Consider the following 19,775-nt stretch of genomic DNA (forward strand, 5'->3'; position numbering starts at 1 on the left):
GGTCGACATCCCGCTCGGCTACGGCCAGTCGGGCCGCCCACCGGTGCTCGTGATCGTCTCCGGCTACTCGCGGGTGATCACCGCCCGGATGCTGCCCTCGCGGACCACCGGTGATCTCATCGACGGACACTGGCGCCTGCTATCCAATTGGGGAGCCGTCCCCAAGACGCTGGTCTGGGATAACGAAACCGGTGTCGGCAAGGGCAGGCTGACCAGCGAGTTCGCCGCGTTCGCCGGCCTGCTCGCCACCCGGGTGCACCTCTGCCGGCCCCGTGACCCGGAATCGAAGGGCCTGGTCGAGCGGGCCAACGGCTACCTGGAAACCAGCTTCGTGCCCGGCCGCACCTTCAGCGGCCCGGGCGACTTCAACCGCCAGCTCACGGCCTGGCTGCAGATCGCCAACCGGCGGCATCACCGCTCGATCGACGCCCGCCCCACGGACCGGTGGGAGGCGGACCGCACCGCGATGCTCACCATCCCGCCGGTCGACCCGCCGCACTGGTGGCCGCTTCGCGTCCGTATCGGCCGCGACCACTACATCCGCGTCGACACCAACGACTACTCCGTCCACACTCGCGCGATCGGCCGGACGGTGATGGTCCACGCCGACAACGAGGAGATCACCGTCATCTGCGGCGACGAGACCGTGGCCCGCCATCCGCGCTGCTGGGCCAGGCACCAGAGCCTGACCGATCCCGACCACGCCGCCGCAGCGGACCTCATGCGCGGCGAGGTGATCCATCAGCAGGCCGCCCGCGCGGCCACTGCCCGGGCCGCGGTACTGGCCCCGGACAGTCTCGGCATCGAGGTCGAGCAACGCGAACTGGGCACCTATGACCGTATGTTCACCCTCATCGAGGGCGGCGCCGGGAAGGAGGACACATGATGGCCCGCATCGCTCCCCAGCCCCCGAACACTGTCACCGACGCGGCGAAAGCAGGCGTTCCCGCCGCCCGCACCACCCGGCAGACCATCGCCGACCTGGCCTTCCTCGCCCGCGCGATGAAGGCCCCCGCGTTGCTGGACGCCGCCGAGCGGCTCGCCGAACGCGCGCAGGCCGAATCCTGGAGCCACCTCGAATACCTCGTCGCCTGCCTGCAGCGCGAGGTCTCAGCCCGCGACAGTCACGGCGGCGAGGGCCGCATCCGCGCCGCCCGCTTCCCCGCGATCAAGACCATCGAGGAACTCGACCTCGCCCATCTGCGCGGAATGACGCGCCAGCAGCTCGCTCACCTGGGAACACTGGACTTCATCGCGGCCAAGGAGAACGCGATTTTCCTGGGACCGCCGGGCACGGGCAAGACGCACATCGCGACCGGGCTGGCGATCCGGGCCTGCCAGGCCGGCCACCGGGTCGCGTTCGCCACCGCCGCCCAGTGGGTCGACCGCCTGGCCGCCGCCCACCACGCCGGCCGGCTCCAGGACGAACTGGTCAAGCTCGGCCGCTACCCACTGATCGTGATCGATGAGGTGGGGTATATCCCGTTTGAGGCTGAGGCCGCGAACCTGTTCTTCCAGCTGATCTCGAACAGATACGAACGCGTGAGCGTGATCGTCACCTCGAACAAGCCCTTCGGACGTTGGGGAGAGACCTTCGGTGACGAGACCGTCGCCGCCGCGATGATCGACCGGCTCGTCCACCACGCCGAGGTCCACTCCCTCAAGGGCGAGTCCTACCGCATGCGAGGCCGCGAACTCGGCCGCGTCCCCGCCACCACCAACAACGACTGAACAAAACCACCGACGACGCGAGAGTCAGAACTCAACCGTCCAAAGTGGGTCACGGTTCAACCGCCGCCGACACCCAACGCTGTCAACACTCCTGGCGGGCAGGCCGGTTGAGAGAATGACCGCACCCCGTCGGCGTCGATGGGCCTCAGGCGATGACGATCGCCCGTTGGAGTGGCGGCGGCGCCCAACGGAGACATTCGGTCCTGCGGAACTGGATCCGCCGGGACGAGGCGGACCCGGGGCGAGCGAGGCGACGGGCTGACAACGCAGAGAAGGAGGAGCCGGGGGTCGGCGCCGGGCTGTGCGAGGAGAACGCTCTTAGGGTCCGACTGTTGGCTACCCGCGCAGGTCCGCGGGATCCCGCTCACAGCTCGGGGTCCCCGGGATAGGTGGGGATGTCGTAGCCCTGGTCGCGAAGCCACTGGCAGGTCACCGAGGCCCGGTAACCGCTGTCGAAGGAGGGAAAGGACTCGTCGGCCTTCTCCGGAGGCGGGGAGGTTTTCTCGCCGTGCTCCATTCTCTCGACCACGGCGTCGGCGATCCGGGCTGCCGTGTCGCCGCCGAGGTCGCCTTTGTCCCGCCAGCGGGTCAATTTGTCCTTGGCCTGCCGGGCCAGGCGGGCACTTTCGGCGGCGTGCTCCGAGCCGACCGCGGCCACCGCCGCCTCATTGGCCGACCGCAGCCATTGGCCCAGGCAGTCGGTGATGACCTGCTTGGCGAAGGCGGCACGCCACTCTTCCCGCTGCTGATAGTCATCCGTCATACCTGCAGCCTACCGAGAAAGGGAAGCCGTTCGGCCCCCTCCTATATTGATTTTCGAGCTCGTTCGAGAATCGTCGCCACCGCCGTCCCGTTCCCCGTGCGGGGCGGTCCGACCGGGACCTGTTGGTCATTCCCGTGTTGCATCAGGTGCTGCCTCGCCATACGAGGAGCGGGTTCCAGTTCCACGAGGCAGACAGATGAGTGCTCAGCACGCTTACGACTCGGTCCGCGATTGAGGTCGGGACGTGTCGGCCTGGCGGGTCGGCTGGTGGTTGATCAGTAGGCGCTCTGCCGGGCGAGCACCAGTTCGGTGCTCGGCTTGCGGCGGGTCGCCCGGCGGGCGGAGCGGTCCGAGACCAGCGAGGCGATCGCGCGGTGCGTCTCGGCGTAGCCCTCGCGCCGACCGGTGTAACGCTGGAGCGGGCGCCGCTGCCTCAGCTCGGCGTTGGTGTGTTCGACGCAGATCCGGGCCGAGGACTGCCGTCGGCGCGCTTCTCGCCACGCGTACTGCTCGCCGAGGGGCGTGTCCTCTTTCGGCTTCTTCGGCGGCGCGCTGACCTGCTCGAGGAACTCGTTGGCCAGGCCCCGGTAGCCCTCGTCGACCTTGGCCTTCACCTGTGAATGAAGCCGGAACTGCTCGGCGATGCCCTCGGTGCGAACGGCGGTCTGGTCGTGCATCCGGCCTGGCCGGTCTGCGCCCGACCACAGCAGACGGCCCTGGCCGTCGCTGATGGTGGTGGTCTTGATGGTGTTCTGCTTCTTCTTCCCGGACACGAAGGCCCGCCGTCCGGGCCGGTTGGCCTTCGGCCGGCGGACCTGCGTCTCGGCGCCGTCGATCCGCAGCGTGATCCCCTCGGCCTCCGCGTAGGCGAAGACGTCTGCCAGGGTGCGAAGTCGCACGCCGGGACGGTCGGGGACAGCGAAGCCGCGCGCCGCCAGCAGCGGGCGGATCTCGCCGATGGCACGGGAGATCGTGGAGCGGGCAGTGCCGTACAACTCGGCCAGTGCGGCATGCGGGAGTCCGGTGCGCAGGTGGGCCAGAGCGACCAGTACCCGGTCGGTGAAGACCAGGTCGTGCTTCGGCCCGGCACCGGTCTGCCGCTGCCGCTCGGCACCGCGCCGCTCGCGCAGCGCGGACTCGCGTCGAGCGAGCCACGGATTGGCCAACTCTTCGATCAAACCGCCGAGATGTGCACGGGACAGGCCGTAGAAGGCAGAATGGGACAAGGCCGCACGGGCCCAGGCTTGCGTCACAACTTGCCTAACCCGTGCGGCCCGTCTCGCGTCACGGCCCGATCTCGGGCAGGTCGTGGCGATGCGTGAGATAGCGATCGAACGCCTCCTGCCCGTCCGGAATGAAGCGCCACTGCCGCACGGCCTCCTGCAGCTCCGTCTCCGTCAGCCAACCGTGCCAGGCAACCTCTCCCGGGTCAGGCGTCACCTCGCCCGTGATCACGGCCTCATGCACGCCGAGCCAGTACGGGCTGATCGCCCCCCGGCACAGGAACTTGAACAAGAAGCGCACAGGTACATGAATGCCCAGTTCCTCAGCCAACTCCCTGGTCGCCGCCTGCTCATAGGACTCGCCTACGTCTACAGCCCCACCGAACATCACCTCGTGGTGGCCGGGGAACCGGGACAGGTTTTCGGGCCGCCGATAGACCAACACCCGCCCCTGCTGATCGCGGCAGACCGTCGTCGCGATGCGGTGCAGCCAGCCTCGACGGATGGCCTCACTGCGGTCCACCACCGCCAGCACCCGATCCTGATCATCTACGCGCTCCACCGGTTCATTCACGGCACCCACGATCGCACGACCCCGTCAGTCTTCTTACTCCTGCCAAGACTGACGTTCTGACCGGGCCTCTACAAGCTCCCGAAAGCCACGGCCCCGCTGTCGCGGACCGAGTCGTTACCTCGACCTCGCCGATAAGAGGAAGCGCGGCGAGCCGATTCCTGGCTGGACCAGATCATGCCGGAACCGGGCCCGGCGGTTCAGGCGGGCTGCTGCGGGGTGCAAGCGGGGCGCTCGCCGTGGATGAGGGCGTCGCGCAGGGCGTACAGGTCGGCGATGGTGGCCACTTCGGCGAAGCGGGTGAGCAGCCGGCGTACGGTGCGGTCGTCACCGTCGTGCACGGCCTCGGTGATCGCCTCGATCAGGGCCGCCTGCCCGTCCCGGACCGTCTCCGGTGCCACGGGCGCCGGGTGTCCCACTGCCGCCTCCCTGCGCGGTGTCGCTCGTTTCTTCGGGCGCGGTGGCGGCTCGGGGGGTTGCCGCCGCCGCGCAGCGGGAGACTACCTCACTCACGAGCGCCGCAAAATCTATGCTCGCCGGAGTAGACATTGCTCGCGGGCGGGTCTAACATTTCTGTCGTAAGAAGCAGTCGGTGATACCGGGCAGACACGAACTGGCCGGACTGTTGGACGAGAGATCGCGGTTCGGTCCGGCAGTGGAGCCCCGGAGCCAGGTAGATGCAGGACGGCGACGGGACTGGCTGCCGGACCGGGTGGCCCGCAGGTATCAGGGGCCGCCACCAGCGGTACCAGTAGTACGCAGTTCAGTGGTTGCAGTATCAGCAGTCGCGAAGACAGGCAGGACCTCGGCAAAGGCGTCATGACTGCGGCGCGCGTGCCGAGGGGTCCACGCAGCGGGTTCTAGCCCACGCATGCAGTAACGGCCGGGCAGGGCCGGGCTGCCGGACCGGGTGGGCCGTCACGGCCACCGGCAAGCAGTACGCAGTTCAGCAGATGAAGTACCAGCAGTACGAAAAGTGACAGTTCAGTACAGAGGATGAACGGAGGGCGCAGGCGCCATCAGGATCGCCCGGCCCTGAACACTCACCCGGGCGGACACCGCAGACCCCAACGCAAGGACGGTGGTTTCCGGTCACGCGTACGCGATCCCCGCACACCCCTCCCCCGGGGCAGTGCGGAAGTAGAAGGGCCGGCCCAGGCCGGTAGATGGTGTTGTTCCCCTTCGGGGCCCCGGAGCCGACACGGCCCCGGGGCCCCTCGATGCGTTCTCCTCGAGAACCAGAGAGGTGCAGTGACTACGACGACCAGCCCCGACACACCCGACAAACTCGACGACGACGACTACCCCGCCTACACCATGGGCCGCGCCGCCGAGATGACCGGCACCACCCCCGGCTTCCTGCGAGCCCTCGGCGAACACCGCCTCATCACCCCCCTACGCTCCGACGGCGGCCACCGCCGCTACTCCCGCTACCAACTACGCATCGCCATGCGCGCCCGCGACCTCGTCGACCAGGGCACCCCCATCGAGGCCGCCTGCCGCATCGTCATCCTCGAAGACCAACTCGAGGAAGCCCTGCGCCTCAACGAACAACTCCGCAGCTCCCAGCGCGCCCAGGAGCCCGCTGCGGACACCTGACCTGCAATCTGGCCTACAGCCGCGGGCGAAGCCGGGGTGGCCCGCGCTCGGGCCGCCCCTTCGCCGTTCCCACCCGCCGCTACAGCTCCGTCCACCCGCAGGCCCGCCCGCCCAGGCTGCTGAGTGGGTGCCAGATCGGAGCGGCCGGTCCGCGCTGCACCAGGTCCTCGATCCGGGCGGCGCCGGCCGGGACGCTGGCGAGCGACTCGGCGGTGGCCGGGTTCTCCTCGGCGGCCAGCCGCAGGTCCGCCACCGCCGGGCGCACCCCCGCGGCCGCCGTGCCGACCAGGACCACCAGCAGTTGCGGGAAGGTCCGCCAGCGCCGCTCCCACGCTCGTCCCGACCCGTCCTCGCCGGTCTGCTCCCACAGCCGGGCGCAGGCCGCCAGCTGCGCCGCGGTCTGCTCGTCGCCGTTGCCGGGGCGGTGGCGTTCGATGAATGCCTGCAGGCGGTGCCGCTCGTCGCCGGTGCCGGCGCTGTAGGCGAGGTGGGCGGCGGGCCGGTACACCTCGCCTACACCGCCAGCGAGCAGTTCCGGGGCGGGGAGGAGGTCGAGCGGGCCGCAGGCCTCGCCGCGGGCGTGGGCGTCGGTGACGAAGGCGGCGTGGATCCGGCCGACGTCGAGCAGGTGCCCGCGTCCGTGCCGGACGGCCGTCTTTTCCGTGCCCGGCACCGGGGTACCCGGGCGCAGGGCCTCGGGGAGAGTGGCCCGTCACGGCGATGTCGGCCGCGGTGCGGAAGGCGCGCCATCCTCCTGTCACCGTGATCAACCGGCAGAGGACCCCTCAATCGGCGACGGAGCCCCGAAGTTGAGCCGGAATCCGTTCTCGCGGACAGAGCCATGCAACCTTTGCGGGGGCGCGGCGGTGAGTAGGGCGGAGCGGTGGTCCGGTCGGGCCGTCGCGTGGACGCGAAGAGGAATTGGATGACCGCGAGGATATTGCCCGTCCCGGTGGAGGACCGGCCCCGGCCCGTCACAGCAGCGGCTTGCGCGGGCGGCCCCGGGCTGCGGGAGCTCGACTTCGAGGGGTACGCCGCCTCGCGCTGGCGGCGGCTGGTGCGCACCGCCTACCTGCTCACGGGCGACTACCACGAGGCCGAGGACGTGGTGCAGGCGACTTTCGCGAAGGTCTTCAGGAACTGGTCCCGGATCAGCCGCCTTCAGGAGCCGGACGCCTATGTCCACCGGGCCCTGGTGAACAACAACCTGAGCCGTCACCGGCGGCGCCGGGTCAGACAGCTGCTCGTGCCGGTCCTTCCCGACCGGGCGCACACCGCGGGCGGTGGCCACCGCGACATCGAGGAGCGTTCGGTGCTGCTCCAGGCGCTGGCACAACTGCCGCAGCGCCAGCGGGCGGTGGTCGTCCTGCGCTACTGGGAGGACATGAGCGAGCAGCAGGTCGCCGAGGTCCTCGGCTGCTCACTGGGCAATGTGAAGAGCCAGGCCAGCCGAGGCCTGGCGAAACTGCGCGGACACCCGGCGCTGGCCCCGTACGCGGTGGGCACCGGTTTGATGAGCGACGGCACGAACGGAGGCAACAGGTGATGGACACCGAGGACATGGTGCGCGGCGCCCTGCGGGATGAGGCGGCCCGGGTCACGGTCGGGGACTGGTTCGTCGAGTCCGTGCGGATCCAGGTGCGCCGGCAGCGGCAGCGGCGGCGGGTGGCGATAGGCGCATCGGCTGTGGTGGCCGCGCTCGCGGTGGTGGCCGGCACGGGTGCCGTACTGTCCGCCCAGCGCGGGGGCCAGGTTGTCGGACCGGCCTCGCAGGCTCCGCTGGTACCGGTGGGACCGGCTCCCGAGGCCGTCGTGGTGGAGCCCGGCCGGCAGCTGCCGTTGGGCCACCCGGACTGGTGGATGCAGCTGAAGGACCAGGAGATCTGCATCCACGACGCCCCCACGTACGGAAGCGGTCCGGGGTGCGGCGGGTACTCCTGGGCGGCGGGCGCGACCGAGATCACCATGCAGTACTACGGGACCCCCGCGCAGGACCACGAGGGTCTGTACAACCTCGTCTACCACGGGCCCGGGCAGGTGGCCCGGATGACCATCGAGCTGGACGGCCGGGCATACTGGGCCACCGTCGCCTCGCTTCCCGGCACCCCGGGCTACGCCAGCGGCTACGCCTGGGCGCCTGCCCTCAAGCCCGCCGGCGACCCGAAGGAGAATCCACTCAAGGGCATCAGACTCGCCGCGTACGACGCCCAGGGGAAGGTACTGGCGAGCAAAACGCTGTCGTCCTGAATTAGATGGACACCGCGGTCCTGGTGCCGGCCGTTCACTGGTCGGGGGCGGTGGCGGGGGCCGGATCGGGGCGGTGGGAGAGGGCGCGACACGCGGGCCCGAAACGGGCTTGCCGCTGTCAGGAGCGCCCGATATCCCAGAGAGGCAGCAGCAGACCACGACCACCGGGAGACGCCCGTGAGCACCCGTCAGAGCCCCGTTCTGCCCGACGACAGCGACGACGGCCAGGGCGACGCCATCGAAGTGCAGCAGCCGTCCCGGTCGGGCCGGACCGCGTTCGTCCGCGGGGCCGCCGACCCGAACGGCTCGACCAGCGCGCTGCGCGCCGAGGTCCTCGGTGCGCTCGGCGTGCGCGACGTTGCCGGCCAGCCAGGCCGTCAGCTTCTCCGCGTCGCGGATCTGGGCGCGGTGGTACTCGATCGTGCTGCCGGTCCACTGGTAGGACTCGAAGTCGGCAGCTGGCACGCCCATCTGTCGGGCGACGAACTACACCGACATGAACGACGACACGCTGCCCACAGCCCCGGCTTCGGGCCCGCGCACGCGCTACTTCACCAAGGCCGGTGGGGGCGTCCAGGCCGTCCACAACCTCCGTGACCCCGCCCCGTACCTGGAGTTGGGCTACGAGGAAACCGACCGGCAGACTTACAACGCGAGCCTGCCCGACCTCAGCACGCCGCCCGACCCCGGCGGTTGCAAGACGAGCTGAGAGACCACATCACCGTCAAGCGATCCAGCGCCCGCCGCACCGTCCCACCGACCGTCGGCTGACAGGAGACGGCTGCCCGGCAAAGGCCGGGCGGCCGGCACCATCCGCCCCCATCATGACGGGAATCGGCGGCGCGTTGCGAGGACAGCAGGCTGCGCTTCGAACCGGTCCCTCCCGGTCGCAGGGTCGTGCAAGCGCGGTGGGGCCGCCCGTCAGCGCGACGGGCCGCCCCACCGTTGGTCAATGGCCTGGTTGCCGGTTTACACGAGGTAGCTGGCGACCTTGTCCACGAGCAACCTGGCGAGCTCCGGCTGCCGCTGCGCGTTGTAGTAGCCGATGACAATGGCCTTGCTGGTCCTGGCGAGGGCGACGCCGGTGTCGCCGTTCTTGCCGTAGATCGAGCGGTCGTCGGCCTCGACTCCCGTGTACGTGATGCCGTTGACGGCGACGCCCTCGACGAGCGCCTTGAGGGGGATCTCGAACTTGTCGATGATGGCCGCGCCCTCGCCGTCCTTCAGGTCGTACCCGTCGCTGTGGGCCAGGGTGGCGCCGCCGGTGGCGTCGATGATGACCGCAGCCGTGAGCAGGCCCCCGCCCAGAAGGTCATCGTCGACGTACGACTGCCAGTCCGTCATTTCGCATCCTCTCGGTGAGGTAGCAGCGCGCCGGTCGCGGGCCGCTGCGCCCCCAGCCTTCCCCTCCGCCGCCGCAGGAAGTCGCATACACGCTCAACTGGCCCGAATCCCGCGATTCGCCACCCGTCTGAGGGGACATCGCGTCAAGTCCCGTCAGCCGGCTTGGGCGGCAACGTCGGCTGTCCACAGCCAGCCCCGGTCAGGGTGGCGCTAACCTCGCCGTCGGCGATCGCGTAGAGGTGCCCGACGCGGGCCTTCTTCGTGGCGTGGTCGGGGTTGCGGGAGGCCTCCAGGTCTTCACACGTTGAAAGGAGACGCCCTCCTCGCGGAGCAGGATCCGAAGGCCCTCGTGGCTACTGAACCCGGGATGGTTCGACGGACGTATTCAATATCAGGGACCCAAGCCCCCGTGGTTCCACCGGAGGTGTGGTCAGTCTTGTCCGATCCACCGATGCCCGACATCGACCGCAGTGCCGCAATGTCCCGCCGCCGCGCCCTCGGCACCGCCGGAAGTGCGGCCTTGGCCAGCAGTGCCGCCCTCCTCGCTGTGGGCACGACTGCGCGCGCCGCTGCGACGCTGGGGACGACGGGCGCGGCCGGACTGCCGCCGTCGACGGGGCACCTGGCCTGAGGTGTCGTCCTGCCGCAGGCTCTGCCCACCCCAGCCGTCCCACCGAACCTGACCGCCACCCCACCGGACCAGCGGTGACCATTCTCACCCGCCACTGACCTGTGCCGACACGCCTCCTCCGGCTGGTGACCAGAGGTCACCGCGTGTACCGGCGCACATCGCCAAGGCTGGCGGTGCACCCCCGTCTGGCTCACCCGACCAATGACCCAACAGCCCATCCCCGGAAAGGGAATGATGAAAGCAGGAATCGCCATAGCTGCGGCAGCCGGAATCCTGGCTACCAGATGCGTTGCTGTCAGCGTCGCCAGCGCCTCTCCACCGCAGGACTCCCATAGCAACGCCGTTGCCGCACCGACCTCCCTGGCGCAGTGGGCTGCCGCCCGGACCAAGGAGCGCCGCTCGGCGCTATCCGCCTCGAAGCCGACGCCCACCTCGAAACCGGCCCCCTCAAAGCCGCCGAAGCCGACGCCCACCTGACAAATGGGGCTCCCCTGTCGCTTCCGTGGGGCGCCGACCTGGACTGATATGCAGAACACGCCGTATCCCGGCTAAGTTTCGACCTGCGAAGGAACGAAACGGAAGAACCTGGATACGGCGTGGCTCGCTGGGTGCTGCTGCACCCCATCAGGAGACCTCCCGACACAGCGGTCACGCCGACATCATCCGCGAAACCATCGACGGCGCCACCCTGTTCCTGAGTGCGGCCGGGACGGCCGTGTCACCGCCGCTCACCTCGGAAGAGAAGAGAGGGAAGGCGAAGACGGACCACCACCACCGGCTGCTGCGCCCGTCTCCAGGCCGTAGAGGCCGCCTCCGGGCCGCCGTTACGCGTTCACGCTGACTCCGGCGACCTCCGACTTGTCGAATATCGATATGGTCCTCTAGTCTCCGGCATATCGAAAATCGATGGGGGTGGATGCGATGGACACGCGGCTCACGAGGACCCTGGCCTCGGTGACCTTTGTGTTGGCGGTGCTCTGCGGGCTCGCCTTCATCGGCACGGGGGTCACGCACACGCTCGACGACGGGGCGGTCTGCGTGCAGACGGACTTCTGGCGCAATGCCTCGCTGGCGCCGGACAGCCTGCCAATCGGCAAGGGCGTGAAGGCGTCCAGCAGTGCCACGCGCCTGTGCCAGGACAGTCCCTCCGTGGGGCAGCGCGCCGCCGACCTCGGGGGCGAACTGCCCTGGCTGCTGTTCGCCTCCCTTGCGCTGCTGCTCTTCTCCCGGCTGCTGAAGGTCGTTGTGCGGCAGGGGCCGTTCACCGACGCGGTGTCGCAACGGCTCTCCGTTCTTGGCTGGTTCGTCGCCGTGGGCACGCCGCTGGCCGGTCTGGCCGTCGGCTGGTCGCAGTCCTGGCTCGTCGGGAGCATGGCGCCGGTCGCGGGTTCCGGGGCGAAGCTCTCCGGGCCGATGGTGCTCGTCCTTGCCGGCCTCGCCGCAGTGATCATGGGGAAGATCATGCGGGAGGGGGTACGAATGCGAGAGGATCTCGAAGGGACCATCTGATGCCCGAAGAGGAACCCCACACGATCCGGATCCACCTCGACCGGCTCCTCGCCGAGCGCGGCATGACGCTCACCGAACTGTCCACACAGGTGGGCATCACCGTCGTCAACCTGTCAGTGCTCAAGAACGGGCGAGCCAAGGCCATCCGCTTCTCGACCCTGTCGAGGATCTGCGATGCCCTCCGGTGTCAGCCGGGAGACTTGATCACCCACGACCCCGCCGAGTCCGCATAGCCAGTCATCCCCGGCGAGGTCAGATCTGGGGAACCGCCGAGCAGTACTGGGGATTGAGGTCTGCTGCGCCGTCTCCAGGAGGTGGAGGCCGCGCACCAGGGCGGCGATGCGGGTGGTGAGGGTGGTGGCGCGCAGGTTGAGGTTGGCCAGGAGCTGGGCGGCGAGGTCGAGTTCGTCGTCGGCCGCCTCGGGGTCAGTGAAGGAGCGGACGAAGGCGAGCTGCGCTTGGGAGGTGGCGCGCCGCCGGCGACGGCGTGCCGCTCGGCGTCGGTGCGCGCGGCCTCGTAGGCGGCGGCCTGGTCCATCTCGGCGTGCACTGCGGGTGCCGATAAATCATCCGTGCAGGTCGCCGTCTTGATCACCGATCTCCGGCCATGCCCGCCAGCCGCTTCGGAGTCTTCACGTGCATAGGGTATTGGCAGAATGATGATCAGTCGTGCTGCTGCGCCTGGCCTACCTCGCCGCGACCAACACCTTCGCGCTGCTGCGACTGCTGCCGATGAGCGACCGGGAGAAGGACATCGAGATCCTCGCGCTCCGGCACCAGTTGCTCGTCCTGCAGCGCCAGGTCGGCAAACCCGCCTTCACCGACACCGATCGCGCCGTCCTCGCCGGCCTGCTCCACCGCCTCCCGATGAACAAGCCGCGGCGCCCTGCGCTGGTGGTCCGCCCCGACACGGTCCTGCGCTGGCACCGCGACCTGCTCAAGCGACACCACGCCGCCACCTGCGCGCCGAAGCGCCGCGGGCGCCCGCCCACAGTCCGCTCGATCCGAGCGCTGGTGCTGCGCCTGGCCCGGGAGAACAGCTCGTGGGGCTACCGCCGGATCCACGGCGAACTCGTGGCCCTGGGCATCAAGGTCGCCGCCTCCACCGTCTGGGAGATCCTCCGCGAGCACGGCATCCCGCCCGCGCCCGAACGACAGAGCACGACCTGGGCCGCCTTCCTACGCGGCCAGGCCGACGCCCTCATCGCCTGCGACCTCTTCGAGACCCGCACCCTGACCGGAGCCCGCCTGTACGTCTTCGCCGTCATTGAGCACTCGACGAGGCGCATCCGGGTCCTGGGCGCAACCGCACACCCGACCGCGATGGGGGCACCTCCCGGCCGAAGGCTGGGGGAGGATCGTGCAGCTCGGACGCAACCTCCTCATGGATCTCGAGGACGCCGGCAGCAGGGCCGGGTTCCTGATCCGCGACCGCGACTCCAAGTTCACCGCCGCCTTCGACGCCCTGCTGACCGACGCCGGACTCGAGGTCATCACCACCGGCATCCGGATACCGCGGATGAACTCCCTGATGGAGCGCTGGATACAGACCTGCCGACACGAACTTCTCGACCGCACCTTGATCTGGAACCAGCGCCACCTCCTCCACGCACTCCGCGAGTTCGAGACCTTCTACAACGAGCACCGGCCACACCGAACCCTGGACCAAGCCGCTCCGCTCCGCCTGCTACCCGACCCGATCAACCCGCCAGCGCACGTCAAGCAGCTTCAGGTCCGCCGAAGAGACCGACTCGGCGGCACACTCCACGAGTACCGAAACGTCGCTTGACCAGGCCGGATGATTAATCGGCACCCGCAACGTTCGACGCCGTGGTGGCCAACTTCGCGGTCAACCACGTAGAGGACCCGTGGGCAGCGCTGATCGAGCTGCGCCGGGTGGTCCGTCCGGGTGGCCGGCTCGCGGTGACGATCTGGCCCGCCACCGGCAACGAGGCGATGTCCCTGTTCAACTTGGCGCTGGACGAGGCCGGCGTAGAGCGCCCGGTGTACCCGGTGCTGCCAGTGAACTTCGCCCGGACCGCCGAGGGTCTGAGTGGGCTGCTGGAGCAAGCAGGGTGGGCGAGGTGGTCAGTGGTGAGCTTGCCTGGACGCATCGGGAGGACCCGGAGGTCTGGTGGTCCGGGCCGGCCGGCGGGGTGGCCAACATCGGCCTGGTGGTGACCGGGCAGACGCCCGAGATGTTCGCCCGCATCAAGTCCGCCTACGACCGGTTGGCGGCCCAGCGGGTGGAGGAGAACGGGTTGATCGACCTTCCCGCCGTGGCGCTGCTGGCATCCGGCCGGTGCTAGATGTGCGTCCACCCGCCGTTGGCGAGGAGTCCGATGGGGCCCGCCACGAGCAGCCCGGCAGCCACCGTCCCCACCCAGCCACGGTTCCGCCGGCCCGTGAGCAGCAGCATGACGCCGGACGGGAAGGCGAAGACGAACACCGGCAGCGGGACCAGGGCGTACGGGGCCGAGAACGCGGCCTCGATCGCGAACTGCAGCCAGCCGACGGCCAGGCAGACACACCGGAACGCCGGCTCGCGCGGTACGGCCAGGGGCAGCACGGTCATCCCGAGGAAGCCGCCGAAGAGGACCCAGTACCACCCGGTCTCCCCCCGTCCGGCAACGGCCCACGGCACCCACGCGACACCGGCCAGCGCGACAAGCGCCCGTCCGCTGGGCCGGACCCGACCCCGCACGGGCTCGGCACGCGGCGCATCCGCCCGTTCGACGAACTCGGCCTCGACCGCATAGCCGGGCCGAGCCGGCAGTGACTCGCTCATCCGATACCCCCGAGCACGATTTGAACGCGTTCAACGACTTGAACGCGTTCAATTTAGCGCTCCGACCATCCCGGCGAAAGCCCGGGGTACGGGTCGTCGCCAGGTCCGGCGGATCTTGTCCCACCCCGGGCAAGATCCGTCGGACAGGCCCTAGCCTGGCCGTGCCGTGTGCGGGTGCGCCGCGCCCCGGTCCGGCGCCGTGGTGTGCGTGTGGTCATGAGGGTCCCCCTCGATGTCGTGGGTGGCTGGGTGCGGGCGCAGCGACGCGCACGACGTACCCAGTGCGCGGCACCCCCGGGCAGTGCCGGGTGGGTCCGTGGCACCGGACATTAGGAAGTTGGGAGCGCCGATCAAGGGAGTCCCAGAGGAAATTTGAGGGCGCCCGCAGCCGGGTGAAACCGGCGGACTGTACACCGCTCTGGCGGCCGATCACCCCCCCGCTGACCTGCGGTACCCGGCTGCGTCCGGCCGTCCAGGCGGTGCGCGCCACGGGCAATGGGATGCGGCGCGCACCGCTCGCCTGATCCTGCCAGGGCCCCGCTGCCCGCCTCGGGCCGGGCGACCTCTGCGCACGGCTACCGCGTGCGGAAGAGGTGTCGCCGGAGACCATGGGCTTGCCCGGCCGTCCCGGCCTGCGTCGATCGGTGCGGCTTGCCCGGCCCCTCTCCCACCCTCGGTGCGTCTCTCGGTGCGACGGGCCGGCCAACCGTCCGGCCGCCGCTGCGGCCTACCGTGCCGGCAACCGCGGCCGGGGGAGTCGTCCCGCCCGCGTCCTTCGCCGGAGGGGGTCGTGCAGGAGTTGTCGCCGCCGCTCCGCTACCAGTCCCAGGTCCTCACCGCCGGTCTGCGGCTGGAGGAGGGGGATCGGGTGCGGCTGTTGGAGCCGGTGCGCACTTCGTGGATCGACGAGGACCTGGCCGCTGAGGAGTAACTGGGAGGAGGACGCCCGTGCCCGCGTGGATGTCCCGGTCGGCACCCTCGGCGTCGCGCCGCTACCCGACCCGATGGCCGTACGTCGTCGCGTTCGACTGCGGCCCCGAGTGTGGCGTGCGCGACCTCCAGCTCCCGCATGGACAGAGGCAGGCCGCACCAGCGGGCGTTCTCGGTGCTCGCGGCGAGCTGGACGACGGCGGCGAGGACGTGGCCGGTGTCCTCGCGGCGGCCGGCGATGACGGCATGCGTGCCGACGAGCTTGGGGGCGTCGTTGGTGGTGCGGCCGCCGACGCAGCCGATGGGGACGGTGATGTCGAAGTGTCGTCGGTGAGGACGAGCTGGCGGGGTTGTAGCTGTGCATCTCGGTGATGACGCCGTCGACGGTGACCAGGCTGAGGTCGGGGGCGGCGGTGAGGCGGGCGAGCCTGAAGGCCGTGTGGGTCAGGCCGGGCCGAGCCCGTGTGCTCCCGGAGCGGAGCGCGGGTCGCCTCCGACGGCCACCAGGCCGCTCTCGTAGGCGACGACCACGGCCTGGGCCCGGCTGGTGAGCGCGAGCTTCGCCATCATCCGGTTCACGTGGGTCTTGACCGTGGCAATGCTCACCATCAGGCGTTCCGCGATCTGGTTGTTGGTCAGGCCCCGGCCGACGAGGTACAGCACGTCCCGCTCGCGCGCGGTCAGCCCCTCCAGCGTGCCGGGCTGCTCGCTGACCGGCGCGCCCTGCCGCGCGAACGTCTCCACCAGGCGCCGGGTGACGGTCGGGGCGAACAGCATCTCGCCCTCCGCGATCTGCTTGATCGCTATGAGCAGCCGTTCGGGCGGGGTGTCCTTGAGCAGGAAGCCGCTGGCTCCCGCGCGCAGCGCGGCGTAGACGTACTGGTCGAGGTCGTAGACGGTCAGCATGACGACCTTGGGCTTCGGCTGCGCCGCGGCGGCGAGGATCCGTTCCAGCGCGGCGATGCCGCTCATGCCGGGCAGGCGGATGTCCATCAAGACGACGTCAGGCGTGCAGCGGGCGGCCAGGTCGACGGCCTCCTCGCCAGTCGCGGCCTCGCCGGCCACCTCCAGGCCGTCGGTGGCGCGGACCAGGGCGGCGATTCCCGCTCGGATGAGCACCTGGTCGTCCACGATCAGTACTGATGTCACCGTTGCCGCCCCCTCGTCCCCCACGTCTCGGCCGGCTCTCTCGTCCTCCCACGTCTGGGCCGGCTCGCCGTCCTTACGGGTCGGCCGCCGTGACCGGCAACGTGAACGCGACCTCGAACCCGCCGCCCGGGCGCAGGCCGGCGTGCACGGACCCGCCGTAGAGTCTGACGCGTTCATGCATCCCGATCAAACCGAGCCCGCTGCCGGTGACCGCGCCGCCGGCTCCAGGCCCGTCGTCGACGATCCGGGCTTCGAGGCGGTCCGGCTGCCACTGGAGGCGGACGGTCGCGGTGGCGGGTCGTCCGGCGTGCTTGATCACATTGGTGAGGGCCTCCTGGACGACCCGGAACGCGCACAGGTCGACCCCGGGCGCGAGCATCCGCGCGGGGCCCGACACGACGACCCGGACGGGCACACCGGCCGCCCGGGTGCGCTCCACGAGCTCGTCGAGCTTGGCCAGTCCGGGCGCCGGATGGTAGAGCGGCTCCTGCTCGTGCGAGGCGTCGCCGGAGATGCGCAGGACCTGGAGGAGCCCGCGCATCTCCTCCAGCGCCTCGCGGCTGGTCGCTCCGATCGCGGTCAGCGAGGCCCGGGCCGCCTGCGGGTCGGAGGCGAAGACGTACTCGGCCACCCCCGCCTGCACGGCCAGCGCCGACAGGTGATGGGCGATCACGTCGTGCAGCTCGCGGGCGATCCGCACCCGTTCCTCCACCACCGCGTGCCGCGCCCGCAGCTCCTGCTCGCGCCGCAGCCGATCCGTCGCCTCGGCCAGCTGCGTGTTGCGCTCGGCCAGGCGCCGTGTGCCCGTCGCGAAGATCCCCACGATGCTGGTCGCGATGACGGACTGCGCCACCGACAGCTCCACCGACAGGTGTGCCTGAAGTCCGCTGGCCACCCAGGCCCCGCAGGTCACCGCCGCGGCCGCGACCGCCTGACGCGGCGGTCGGCGTGCGATGACGGTGTAGCTCGCGAGCAATGGCGGCCACAGGTTCACCGATGGCTGGAACCCGGCCGCGGTGTAGATCAGCAGGCCGGTCAGGGACAGTGCCAGTACGGGCCACGGGTGGCGCCGGCGCAGCGCCAGCGGCAGCGCCACCAGGAGACTCAGGCCGACCGCCGTCAGGTCGAACGGCCGCCAGCCCTCCGCCCGGTAGCGGGCCTGGTACGACTGCAGCCCGTACACGACGGTCACCATCGCGAGCACGAAGGCGAGCGCCGTGTCCGCCTGCACCGAGTCCACCCGGAGCCTTCGCGCGATCAACCGCATCCCGGCAGCGTACGGACGGCCGCGACCGCTGTCGTCAACCCTGCGGTTGACCGCCTCCGTTGCCGTCCCGCCGCGCCGTCCGTCCCCGGCTACCGCAGAGGTTTACCCCGGCAATCAACCCTGGAGTTGACGATGGGTCGGGGGCCGCCCTGCCACGCTCTTGCCATCCACCGCGACCGACGGTGGCAACGGAAGGGATCACCATGAAGGGGAAGCTCGCGGCGATGGTCGTCGGCGGTACGGCGGTGCTGGGGCTCGCGTTGAGCACCAGCCCGGCCTCGGCCGCCTCGTGGCACTACCAGTGGTTCGACACGCACACCCCGACCACCAGCTGGTCCACCAAGAACGTCGGCCTCGGGCCGGGTGGAAGGACCGTGAGGTTCGACGTGTGGTGCTCCGGCGGCGGCACGTACAAGGTCGGGATCCGCAAGGCCGGCTTCGGCGGCGCCGACGTCGCCACGACCGGCGACGTGCCGTGCAACAGCCGCTGGTACACCGTGTCGTACACCGTGAAGAACGAACGGGACACCAGGTGGGCGTACTACGCCCACCTCGGCACGCACAACGGCAAGCGGCCGCTCCAGGTCGCGGGCTACTGGCGCTGATGCACCTGTGCCGTGGGGCCGACCCGTCCGCCGGCCCCGCGGCACCCGGCTCCGCGCCTCGTCCTGCTCGTCCCGATTGTCCCGATCGGCGCCCGGCCGAACAGCTGGGCGACGCGGCTTCACATACGTCGCGGTTACCCGTGGGTGGGACGGCCGCCTCAAAGCCGTCCCACCCATGCGCCGGCCCCACTGGGCTCCCCGCCATCAGGCCGTTGACCAGGTCAAATGGAGAAGCCTCACTGGAGTACCGGGCCAGGCGCCCGTTCTTCCTGGTCACACAGGCCGAGTAGAGCTGGAGCAGGATCTTGTCTTGCTGTTTGGCCGGCCTCTGGCAGCGGCCGCACCGGCTTGGCCGGTGCGGTTCACTCTGGCTCGCCCCGTCGTCCTGGACGCCCCGTTGTCTGGGGGCGCCGCGCGGCCTGCCGGCACGGCGCGGCCGGGGCGCGGTCTGCTGCTGAGCGAGGCGCTGGGCAACGAGCTCCTGTTGCGTCCCGGGGCGAAGCTCCGCCCGGTGGCGAGCGGCTGCGCGACGTCTTGCTGGCTCGCGGCTGACGGGTGGCGGTCGTCTGCACGTTCCGACCGTCGCGCACCAGCGGGCCGTGGGCCAGTCGCACCGCTTCGGAGCGTTCCCGCTCTCCCGCCGGGACGCTGCGACGTCATCCGGGCGGCCCGTGCTCGGCCGGTAACTCGGTTGTGACACAAGATGGTTAGAGCCGTGCGCGGCGGGCAGAGCTGATGCAGGCAGCACGGGACCGAGGGGGACGGATCTGATGCCCACAGCCATGCCGTCGGGCGCTCCGGACAGACGCGCCGTGCCAGGGCCCGGCGTCCCGGTCGAGCCGCGGAGAACTCCCGCCGAACGCACCGCTCCGCGAAGGTCCCGGATCGGTCTGGCGGCACAGTTCGTTCTGCAGTTCGTCTACATTCCGCTGGGGATCCTGGTGGCGATCGGGTTCGTGGTCCTGCCGTTCTGGGCCGCTGCCACCAGTGGTAGCGGCGGTGGCGGTTCCGGAACTGATCTCGGGGACCTGGCCCGGATCCTGGAGGGATTGGCGAGGAGCGCGATCTCCTGGCGGCGCCTACGCACCGAGTGGAGCGGCAGGCCCGAGGAGTGGGAGACCTTCACCGAAAGGCTTTTGACGAAGCGTTTCTCCAGGGCCGAGAGGAAGAGCCGCTGGGCGCCCCACGAGCTGTCGCCCAGCCGCGTGCGCCGGGCGGTCACGCACCTGTGGCTCCATCACCACCACGGCCTGGCCCCCACCCGGGTCGAGCAGCTGGCCGAGCGGCACGGCTGGTCGATGGACTGGGCGAAGAGCACGGTGGTGAAGGACTCCGTTGGGAAATTCGCAAACCGCTGATGAACAGTTGTCCGGGCTGCCATGATCGGCCTGTTCGTCGATCGAGGGTGGGACTGGGTG

At 70.3% G+C, this 19,775-nt stretch carries 22 protein-coding genes and 4 pseudogenes; 16 read left to right on the forward strand and 10 right to left on the reverse strand.

The features are described 5' to 3' along the window. Both ACIRYZ_RS44225 and istB read left to right on the forward strand, forming a co-directional pair. Positions 1 to 886 (forward strand): Mu transposase domain-containing protein (locus ACIRYZ_RS44225; RefSeq protein WP_402954654.1); only part of this gene is annotated, 886 nt, incomplete at its 5' end. After that, a complete protein-coding gene (istB, locus tag ACIRYZ_RS44230) occupies positions 883 to 1,731 on the forward strand; it encodes an IS21-like element helper ATPase IstB (RefSeq protein ID WP_402954657.1) in 849 nt (282 codons plus the stop codon). The genes ACIRYZ_RS44225 and istB, both read left to right, overlap by 4 nt. A 364-nt stretch (positions 1,732 to 2,095) precedes the next feature. Here the strand turns inward: istB and ACIRYZ_RS44235 are convergent, their stop codons facing one another. From ACIRYZ_RS44235 to ACIRYZ_RS44250, 4 genes are all read right to left on the reverse strand, one after another. Then, positions 2,096 to 2,494 carry a hypothetical protein gene (locus ACIRYZ_RS44235; protein WP_402954660.1) on the reverse strand — a complete coding sequence of 133 codons (399 nt, stop codon included), beginning with the start codon at positions 2,492 to 2,494 and terminating at the stop codon, positions 2,096 to 2,098. Between the two features lie 275 nt (positions 2,495 to 2,769). Next, positions 2,770 to 3,747 (reverse strand): transposase family protein, encoded by a 978-nt coding sequence (locus ACIRYZ_RS44240; protein ID WP_402954663.1) that lies wholly within the window; start codon positions 3,745 to 3,747, stop codon positions 2,770 to 2,772. 31 nt (positions 3,748 to 3,778) lie between these two features. Further along, positions 3,779 to 4,291 carry an NUDIX hydrolase gene (locus tag ACIRYZ_RS44245; RefSeq protein ID WP_402954666.1) on the reverse strand — a complete coding sequence of 171 codons (513 nt, stop codon included), beginning with the start codon at positions 4,289 to 4,291 and terminating at the stop codon, positions 3,779 to 3,781. 197 nt (positions 4,292 to 4,488) lie between these two features. Next, positions 4,489 to 4,689 (reverse strand): hypothetical protein, encoded by a 201-nt coding sequence (locus ACIRYZ_RS44250; RefSeq protein WP_402954669.1) that lies wholly within the window; start codon positions 4,687 to 4,689, stop codon positions 4,489 to 4,491. A gap of 916 nt (positions 4,690 to 5,605) precedes the next feature. On the opposite strand from ACIRYZ_RS44250, the gene ACIRYZ_RS44255 reads away from it, so the two are divergent. Then, positions 5,606 to 5,887 (forward strand): MerR family transcriptional regulator, encoded by a 282-nt coding sequence (locus tag ACIRYZ_RS44255; RefSeq protein ID WP_402954711.1) that lies wholly within the window; start codon positions 5,606 to 5,608, stop codon positions 5,885 to 5,887. A gap of 79 nt (positions 5,888 to 5,966) precedes the next feature. On the opposite strand, the gene ACIRYZ_RS44260 is transcribed toward ACIRYZ_RS44255, so the two are convergent. After that, the gene (locus tag ACIRYZ_RS44260; protein ID WP_402954672.1) at positions 5,967 to 6,560 is read right to left on the reverse strand and encodes a hypothetical protein; all 594 of its coding nucleotides are present in this window, start codon (positions 6,558 to 6,560) and stop codon (positions 5,967 to 5,969) included. 252 nt (positions 6,561 to 6,812) lie between these two features. On the opposite strand from ACIRYZ_RS44260, the gene ACIRYZ_RS44265 reads away from it, so the two are divergent. The 3 genes from ACIRYZ_RS44265 to ACIRYZ_RS44275 all read left to right on the forward strand — a co-directional run bounded on the left by ACIRYZ_RS44265 (position 6,813) and on the right by ACIRYZ_RS44275 (position 8,843). Beyond that, positions 6,813 to 7,433 (forward strand): SigE family RNA polymerase sigma factor, encoded by a 621-nt coding sequence (locus ACIRYZ_RS44265; protein WP_402954675.1) that lies wholly within the window; start codon positions 6,813 to 6,815, stop codon positions 7,431 to 7,433. Then, positions 7,433 to 8,134 carry a hypothetical protein gene (locus ACIRYZ_RS44270; protein ID WP_402954678.1) on the forward strand — a complete coding sequence of 234 codons (702 nt, stop codon included), beginning with the start codon at positions 7,433 to 7,435 and terminating at the stop codon, positions 8,132 to 8,134. The genes ACIRYZ_RS44265 and ACIRYZ_RS44270 overlap by 1 nt, the downstream gene beginning before the upstream one ends. Positions 8,135 to 8,630: 496 nt before the next feature. Further along, positions 8,631 to 8,843: a hypothetical protein gene (locus ACIRYZ_RS44275; protein WP_402954681.1), complete on the forward strand. Its 213-nt coding sequence runs from the start codon at positions 8,631 to 8,633 to the stop codon at positions 8,841 to 8,843. 260 nt (positions 8,844 to 9,103) lie between these two features. Here the strand turns inward: ACIRYZ_RS44275 and ACIRYZ_RS44280 are convergent, their stop codons facing one another. Both ACIRYZ_RS44280 and ACIRYZ_RS44285 read right to left on the reverse strand, forming a co-directional pair. Next, a complete protein-coding gene (locus tag ACIRYZ_RS44280; protein ID WP_402954684.1) occupies positions 9,104 to 9,478 on the reverse strand; it encodes a profilin in 375 nt (124 codons plus the stop codon). Between the two features lie 212 nt (positions 9,479 to 9,690). Beyond that, positions 9,691 to 9,833 (reverse strand): annotated as a pseudogene (locus tag ACIRYZ_RS44285) (IS630 family transposase); the annotation flags it as partial. Between the two features lie 878 nt (positions 9,834 to 10,711). On the opposite strand from ACIRYZ_RS44285, the pseudogene ACIRYZ_RS44290 reads away from it, so the two are divergent. The 7 genes and pseudogenes from ACIRYZ_RS44290 to ACIRYZ_RS44320 form a co-directional block, all read left to right on the forward strand. Beyond that, positions 10,712 to 10,803, forward strand: a pseudogene (locus ACIRYZ_RS44290) (DUF664 domain-containing protein); the annotation flags it as partial. A 227-nt stretch (positions 10,804 to 11,030) separates the two neighbouring features. Further along, on the forward strand, positions 11,031 to 11,618 hold the full coding sequence (locus tag ACIRYZ_RS44295; protein ID WP_402954714.1) for a DUF2975 domain-containing protein: 588 nt from the start codon (positions 11,031 to 11,033) through the stop codon (positions 11,616 to 11,618). Then, a complete protein-coding gene (locus tag ACIRYZ_RS44300; RefSeq protein ID WP_402954686.1) occupies positions 11,618 to 11,851 on the forward strand; it encodes a helix-turn-helix domain-containing protein in 234 nt (77 codons plus the stop codon). The genes ACIRYZ_RS44295 and ACIRYZ_RS44300 overlap by 1 nt, the downstream gene beginning before the upstream one ends. An 81-nt stretch (positions 11,852 to 11,932) precedes the next feature. Then, positions 11,933 to 12,139 (forward strand): hypothetical protein, encoded by a 207-nt coding sequence (locus tag ACIRYZ_RS44305; RefSeq protein WP_402954689.1) that lies wholly within the window; start codon positions 11,933 to 11,935, stop codon positions 12,137 to 12,139. A 148-nt stretch (positions 12,140 to 12,287) separates the two neighbouring features. Further along, a pseudogene (locus tag ACIRYZ_RS44310) lies at positions 12,288 to 13,407 on the forward strand (integrase core domain-containing protein). 38 nt (positions 13,408 to 13,445) lie between these two features. Beyond that, a pseudogene (locus ACIRYZ_RS44315) lies at positions 13,446 to 13,799 on the forward strand (class I SAM-dependent methyltransferase); the annotation flags it as partial. Beyond that, positions 13,694 to 13,927: a hypothetical protein gene (locus ACIRYZ_RS44320; RefSeq protein ID WP_402954690.1), complete on the forward strand. Its 234-nt coding sequence runs from the start codon at positions 13,694 to 13,696 to the stop codon at positions 13,925 to 13,927. The pseudogene ACIRYZ_RS44315 and the gene ACIRYZ_RS44320, both read left to right, overlap by 106 nt. Here ACIRYZ_RS44320 and ACIRYZ_RS44325 read toward each other — a convergent pair. Beyond that, positions 13,924 to 14,406 carry a hypothetical protein gene (locus tag ACIRYZ_RS44325; RefSeq protein ID WP_402954693.1) on the reverse strand — a complete coding sequence of 161 codons (483 nt, stop codon included), beginning with the start codon at positions 14,404 to 14,406 and terminating at the stop codon, positions 13,924 to 13,926. The two genes, ACIRYZ_RS44320 and ACIRYZ_RS44325, sit on opposite strands and share 4 nt — an antisense overlap. Before the next feature lie 790 nt (positions 14,407 to 15,196). On the opposite strand from ACIRYZ_RS44325, the gene ACIRYZ_RS44330 reads away from it, so the two are divergent. Continuing rightward, entirely contained in the window at positions 15,197 to 15,337 is a 141-nt protein-coding gene (locus ACIRYZ_RS44330; protein ID WP_402954696.1) for a hypothetical protein, read from the forward strand. A 443-nt stretch (positions 15,338 to 15,780) separates the two neighbouring features. Here the strand turns inward: ACIRYZ_RS44330 and ACIRYZ_RS44335 are convergent, their stop codons facing one another. Together ACIRYZ_RS44335 and ACIRYZ_RS44340 are read right to left on the reverse strand one after the other, a co-directional pair. After that, positions 15,781 to 16,485 carry a response regulator gene (locus ACIRYZ_RS44335; RefSeq protein ID WP_402954699.1) on the reverse strand — a complete coding sequence of 235 codons (705 nt, stop codon included), beginning with the start codon at positions 16,483 to 16,485 and terminating at the stop codon, positions 15,781 to 15,783. A 73-nt stretch (positions 16,486 to 16,558) separates the two neighbouring features. After that, the gene (locus ACIRYZ_RS44340; RefSeq protein ID WP_402954702.1) at positions 16,559 to 17,752 is read right to left on the reverse strand and encodes a sensor histidine kinase; all 1,194 of its coding nucleotides are present in this window, start codon (positions 17,750 to 17,752) and stop codon (positions 16,559 to 16,561) included. A gap of 203 nt (positions 17,753 to 17,955) precedes the next feature. Here ACIRYZ_RS44340 and ACIRYZ_RS44345 point away from each other — a divergent pair, with 203 nt between their 5' ends. Beyond that, on the forward strand, positions 17,956 to 18,357 hold the full coding sequence (locus ACIRYZ_RS44345) for a hypothetical protein (RefSeq protein WP_402954705.1): 402 nt from the start codon (positions 17,956 to 17,958) through the stop codon (positions 18,355 to 18,357). Positions 18,358 to 19,127: 770 nt separating this feature from the next. Continuing rightward, on the forward strand, positions 19,128 to 19,715 hold the full coding sequence (locus ACIRYZ_RS44350) for a hypothetical protein (RefSeq protein ID WP_402954708.1): 588 nt from the start codon (positions 19,128 to 19,130) through the stop codon (positions 19,713 to 19,715). Positions 19,716 to 19,775: the final 60 nt, after the last annotated feature.

It is taken from the genome of Kitasatospora sp. NPDC101155 (assembly GCF_044768305.1).
Classification (GTDB): Bacteria; Actinomycetota; Actinomycetes; order Streptomycetales; family Streptomycetaceae; genus Kitasatospora.

Bases quoted from the DNA above. Each gene is read 5' to 3' on its own strand.
- istB (WP_402954657.1), top strand. From the start codon at position 883: ATGATGGCCCGCATCGCTCCCCAGCCCCCGAACACTGTCACCGACGCG.
- ACIRYZ_RS44300 (WP_402954686.1), top strand. From the start codon at position 11,618: ATGCCCGAAGAGGAACCCCACACGATCCGGATCCACCTCGACCGGCTC.
- ACIRYZ_RS44275 (WP_402954681.1), top strand. From the start codon at position 8,631: ATGAACGACGACACGCTGCCCACAGCCCCGGCTTCGGGCCCGCGCACG.
- ACIRYZ_RS44280 (WP_402954684.1), bottom strand. From the start codon at position 9,478: ATGACGGACTGGCAGTCGTACGTCGACGATGACCTTCTGGGCGGGGGC.
- ACIRYZ_RS44350 (WP_402954708.1), top strand. From the start codon at position 19,128: ATGCCCACAGCCATGCCGTCGGGCGCTCCGGACAGACGCGCCGTGCCA.
- ACIRYZ_RS44270 (WP_402954678.1), top strand. From the start codon at position 7,433: ATGGACACCGAGGACATGGTGCGCGGCGCCCTGCGGGATGAGGCGGCC.
- ACIRYZ_RS44345 (WP_402954705.1), top strand. From the start codon at position 17,956: ATGAAGGGGAAGCTCGCGGCGATGGTCGTCGGCGGTACGGCGGTGCTG.
- ACIRYZ_RS44295 (WP_402954714.1), top strand. From the start codon at position 11,031: ATGGACACGCGGCTCACGAGGACCCTGGCCTCGGTGACCTTTGTGTTG.
- ACIRYZ_RS44325 (WP_402954693.1), bottom strand. From the start codon at position 14,406: ATGAGCGAGTCACTGCCGGCTCGGCCCGGCTATGCGGTCGAGGCCGAG.
- ACIRYZ_RS44340 (WP_402954702.1), bottom strand. From the start codon at position 17,752: ATGCGGTTGATCGCGCGAAGGCTCCGGGTGGACTCGGTGCAGGCGGAC.
- ACIRYZ_RS44255 (WP_402954711.1), top strand. From the start codon at position 5,606: ATGGGCCGCGCCGCCGAGATGACCGGCACCACCCCCGGCTTCCTGCGA.
- ACIRYZ_RS44235 (WP_402954660.1), bottom strand. From the start codon at position 2,494: ATGACGGATGACTATCAGCAGCGGGAAGAGTGGCGTGCCGCCTTCGCC.
- ACIRYZ_RS44265 (WP_402954675.1), top strand. From the start codon at position 6,813: ATGACCGCGAGGATATTGCCCGTCCCGGTGGAGGACCGGCCCCGGCCC.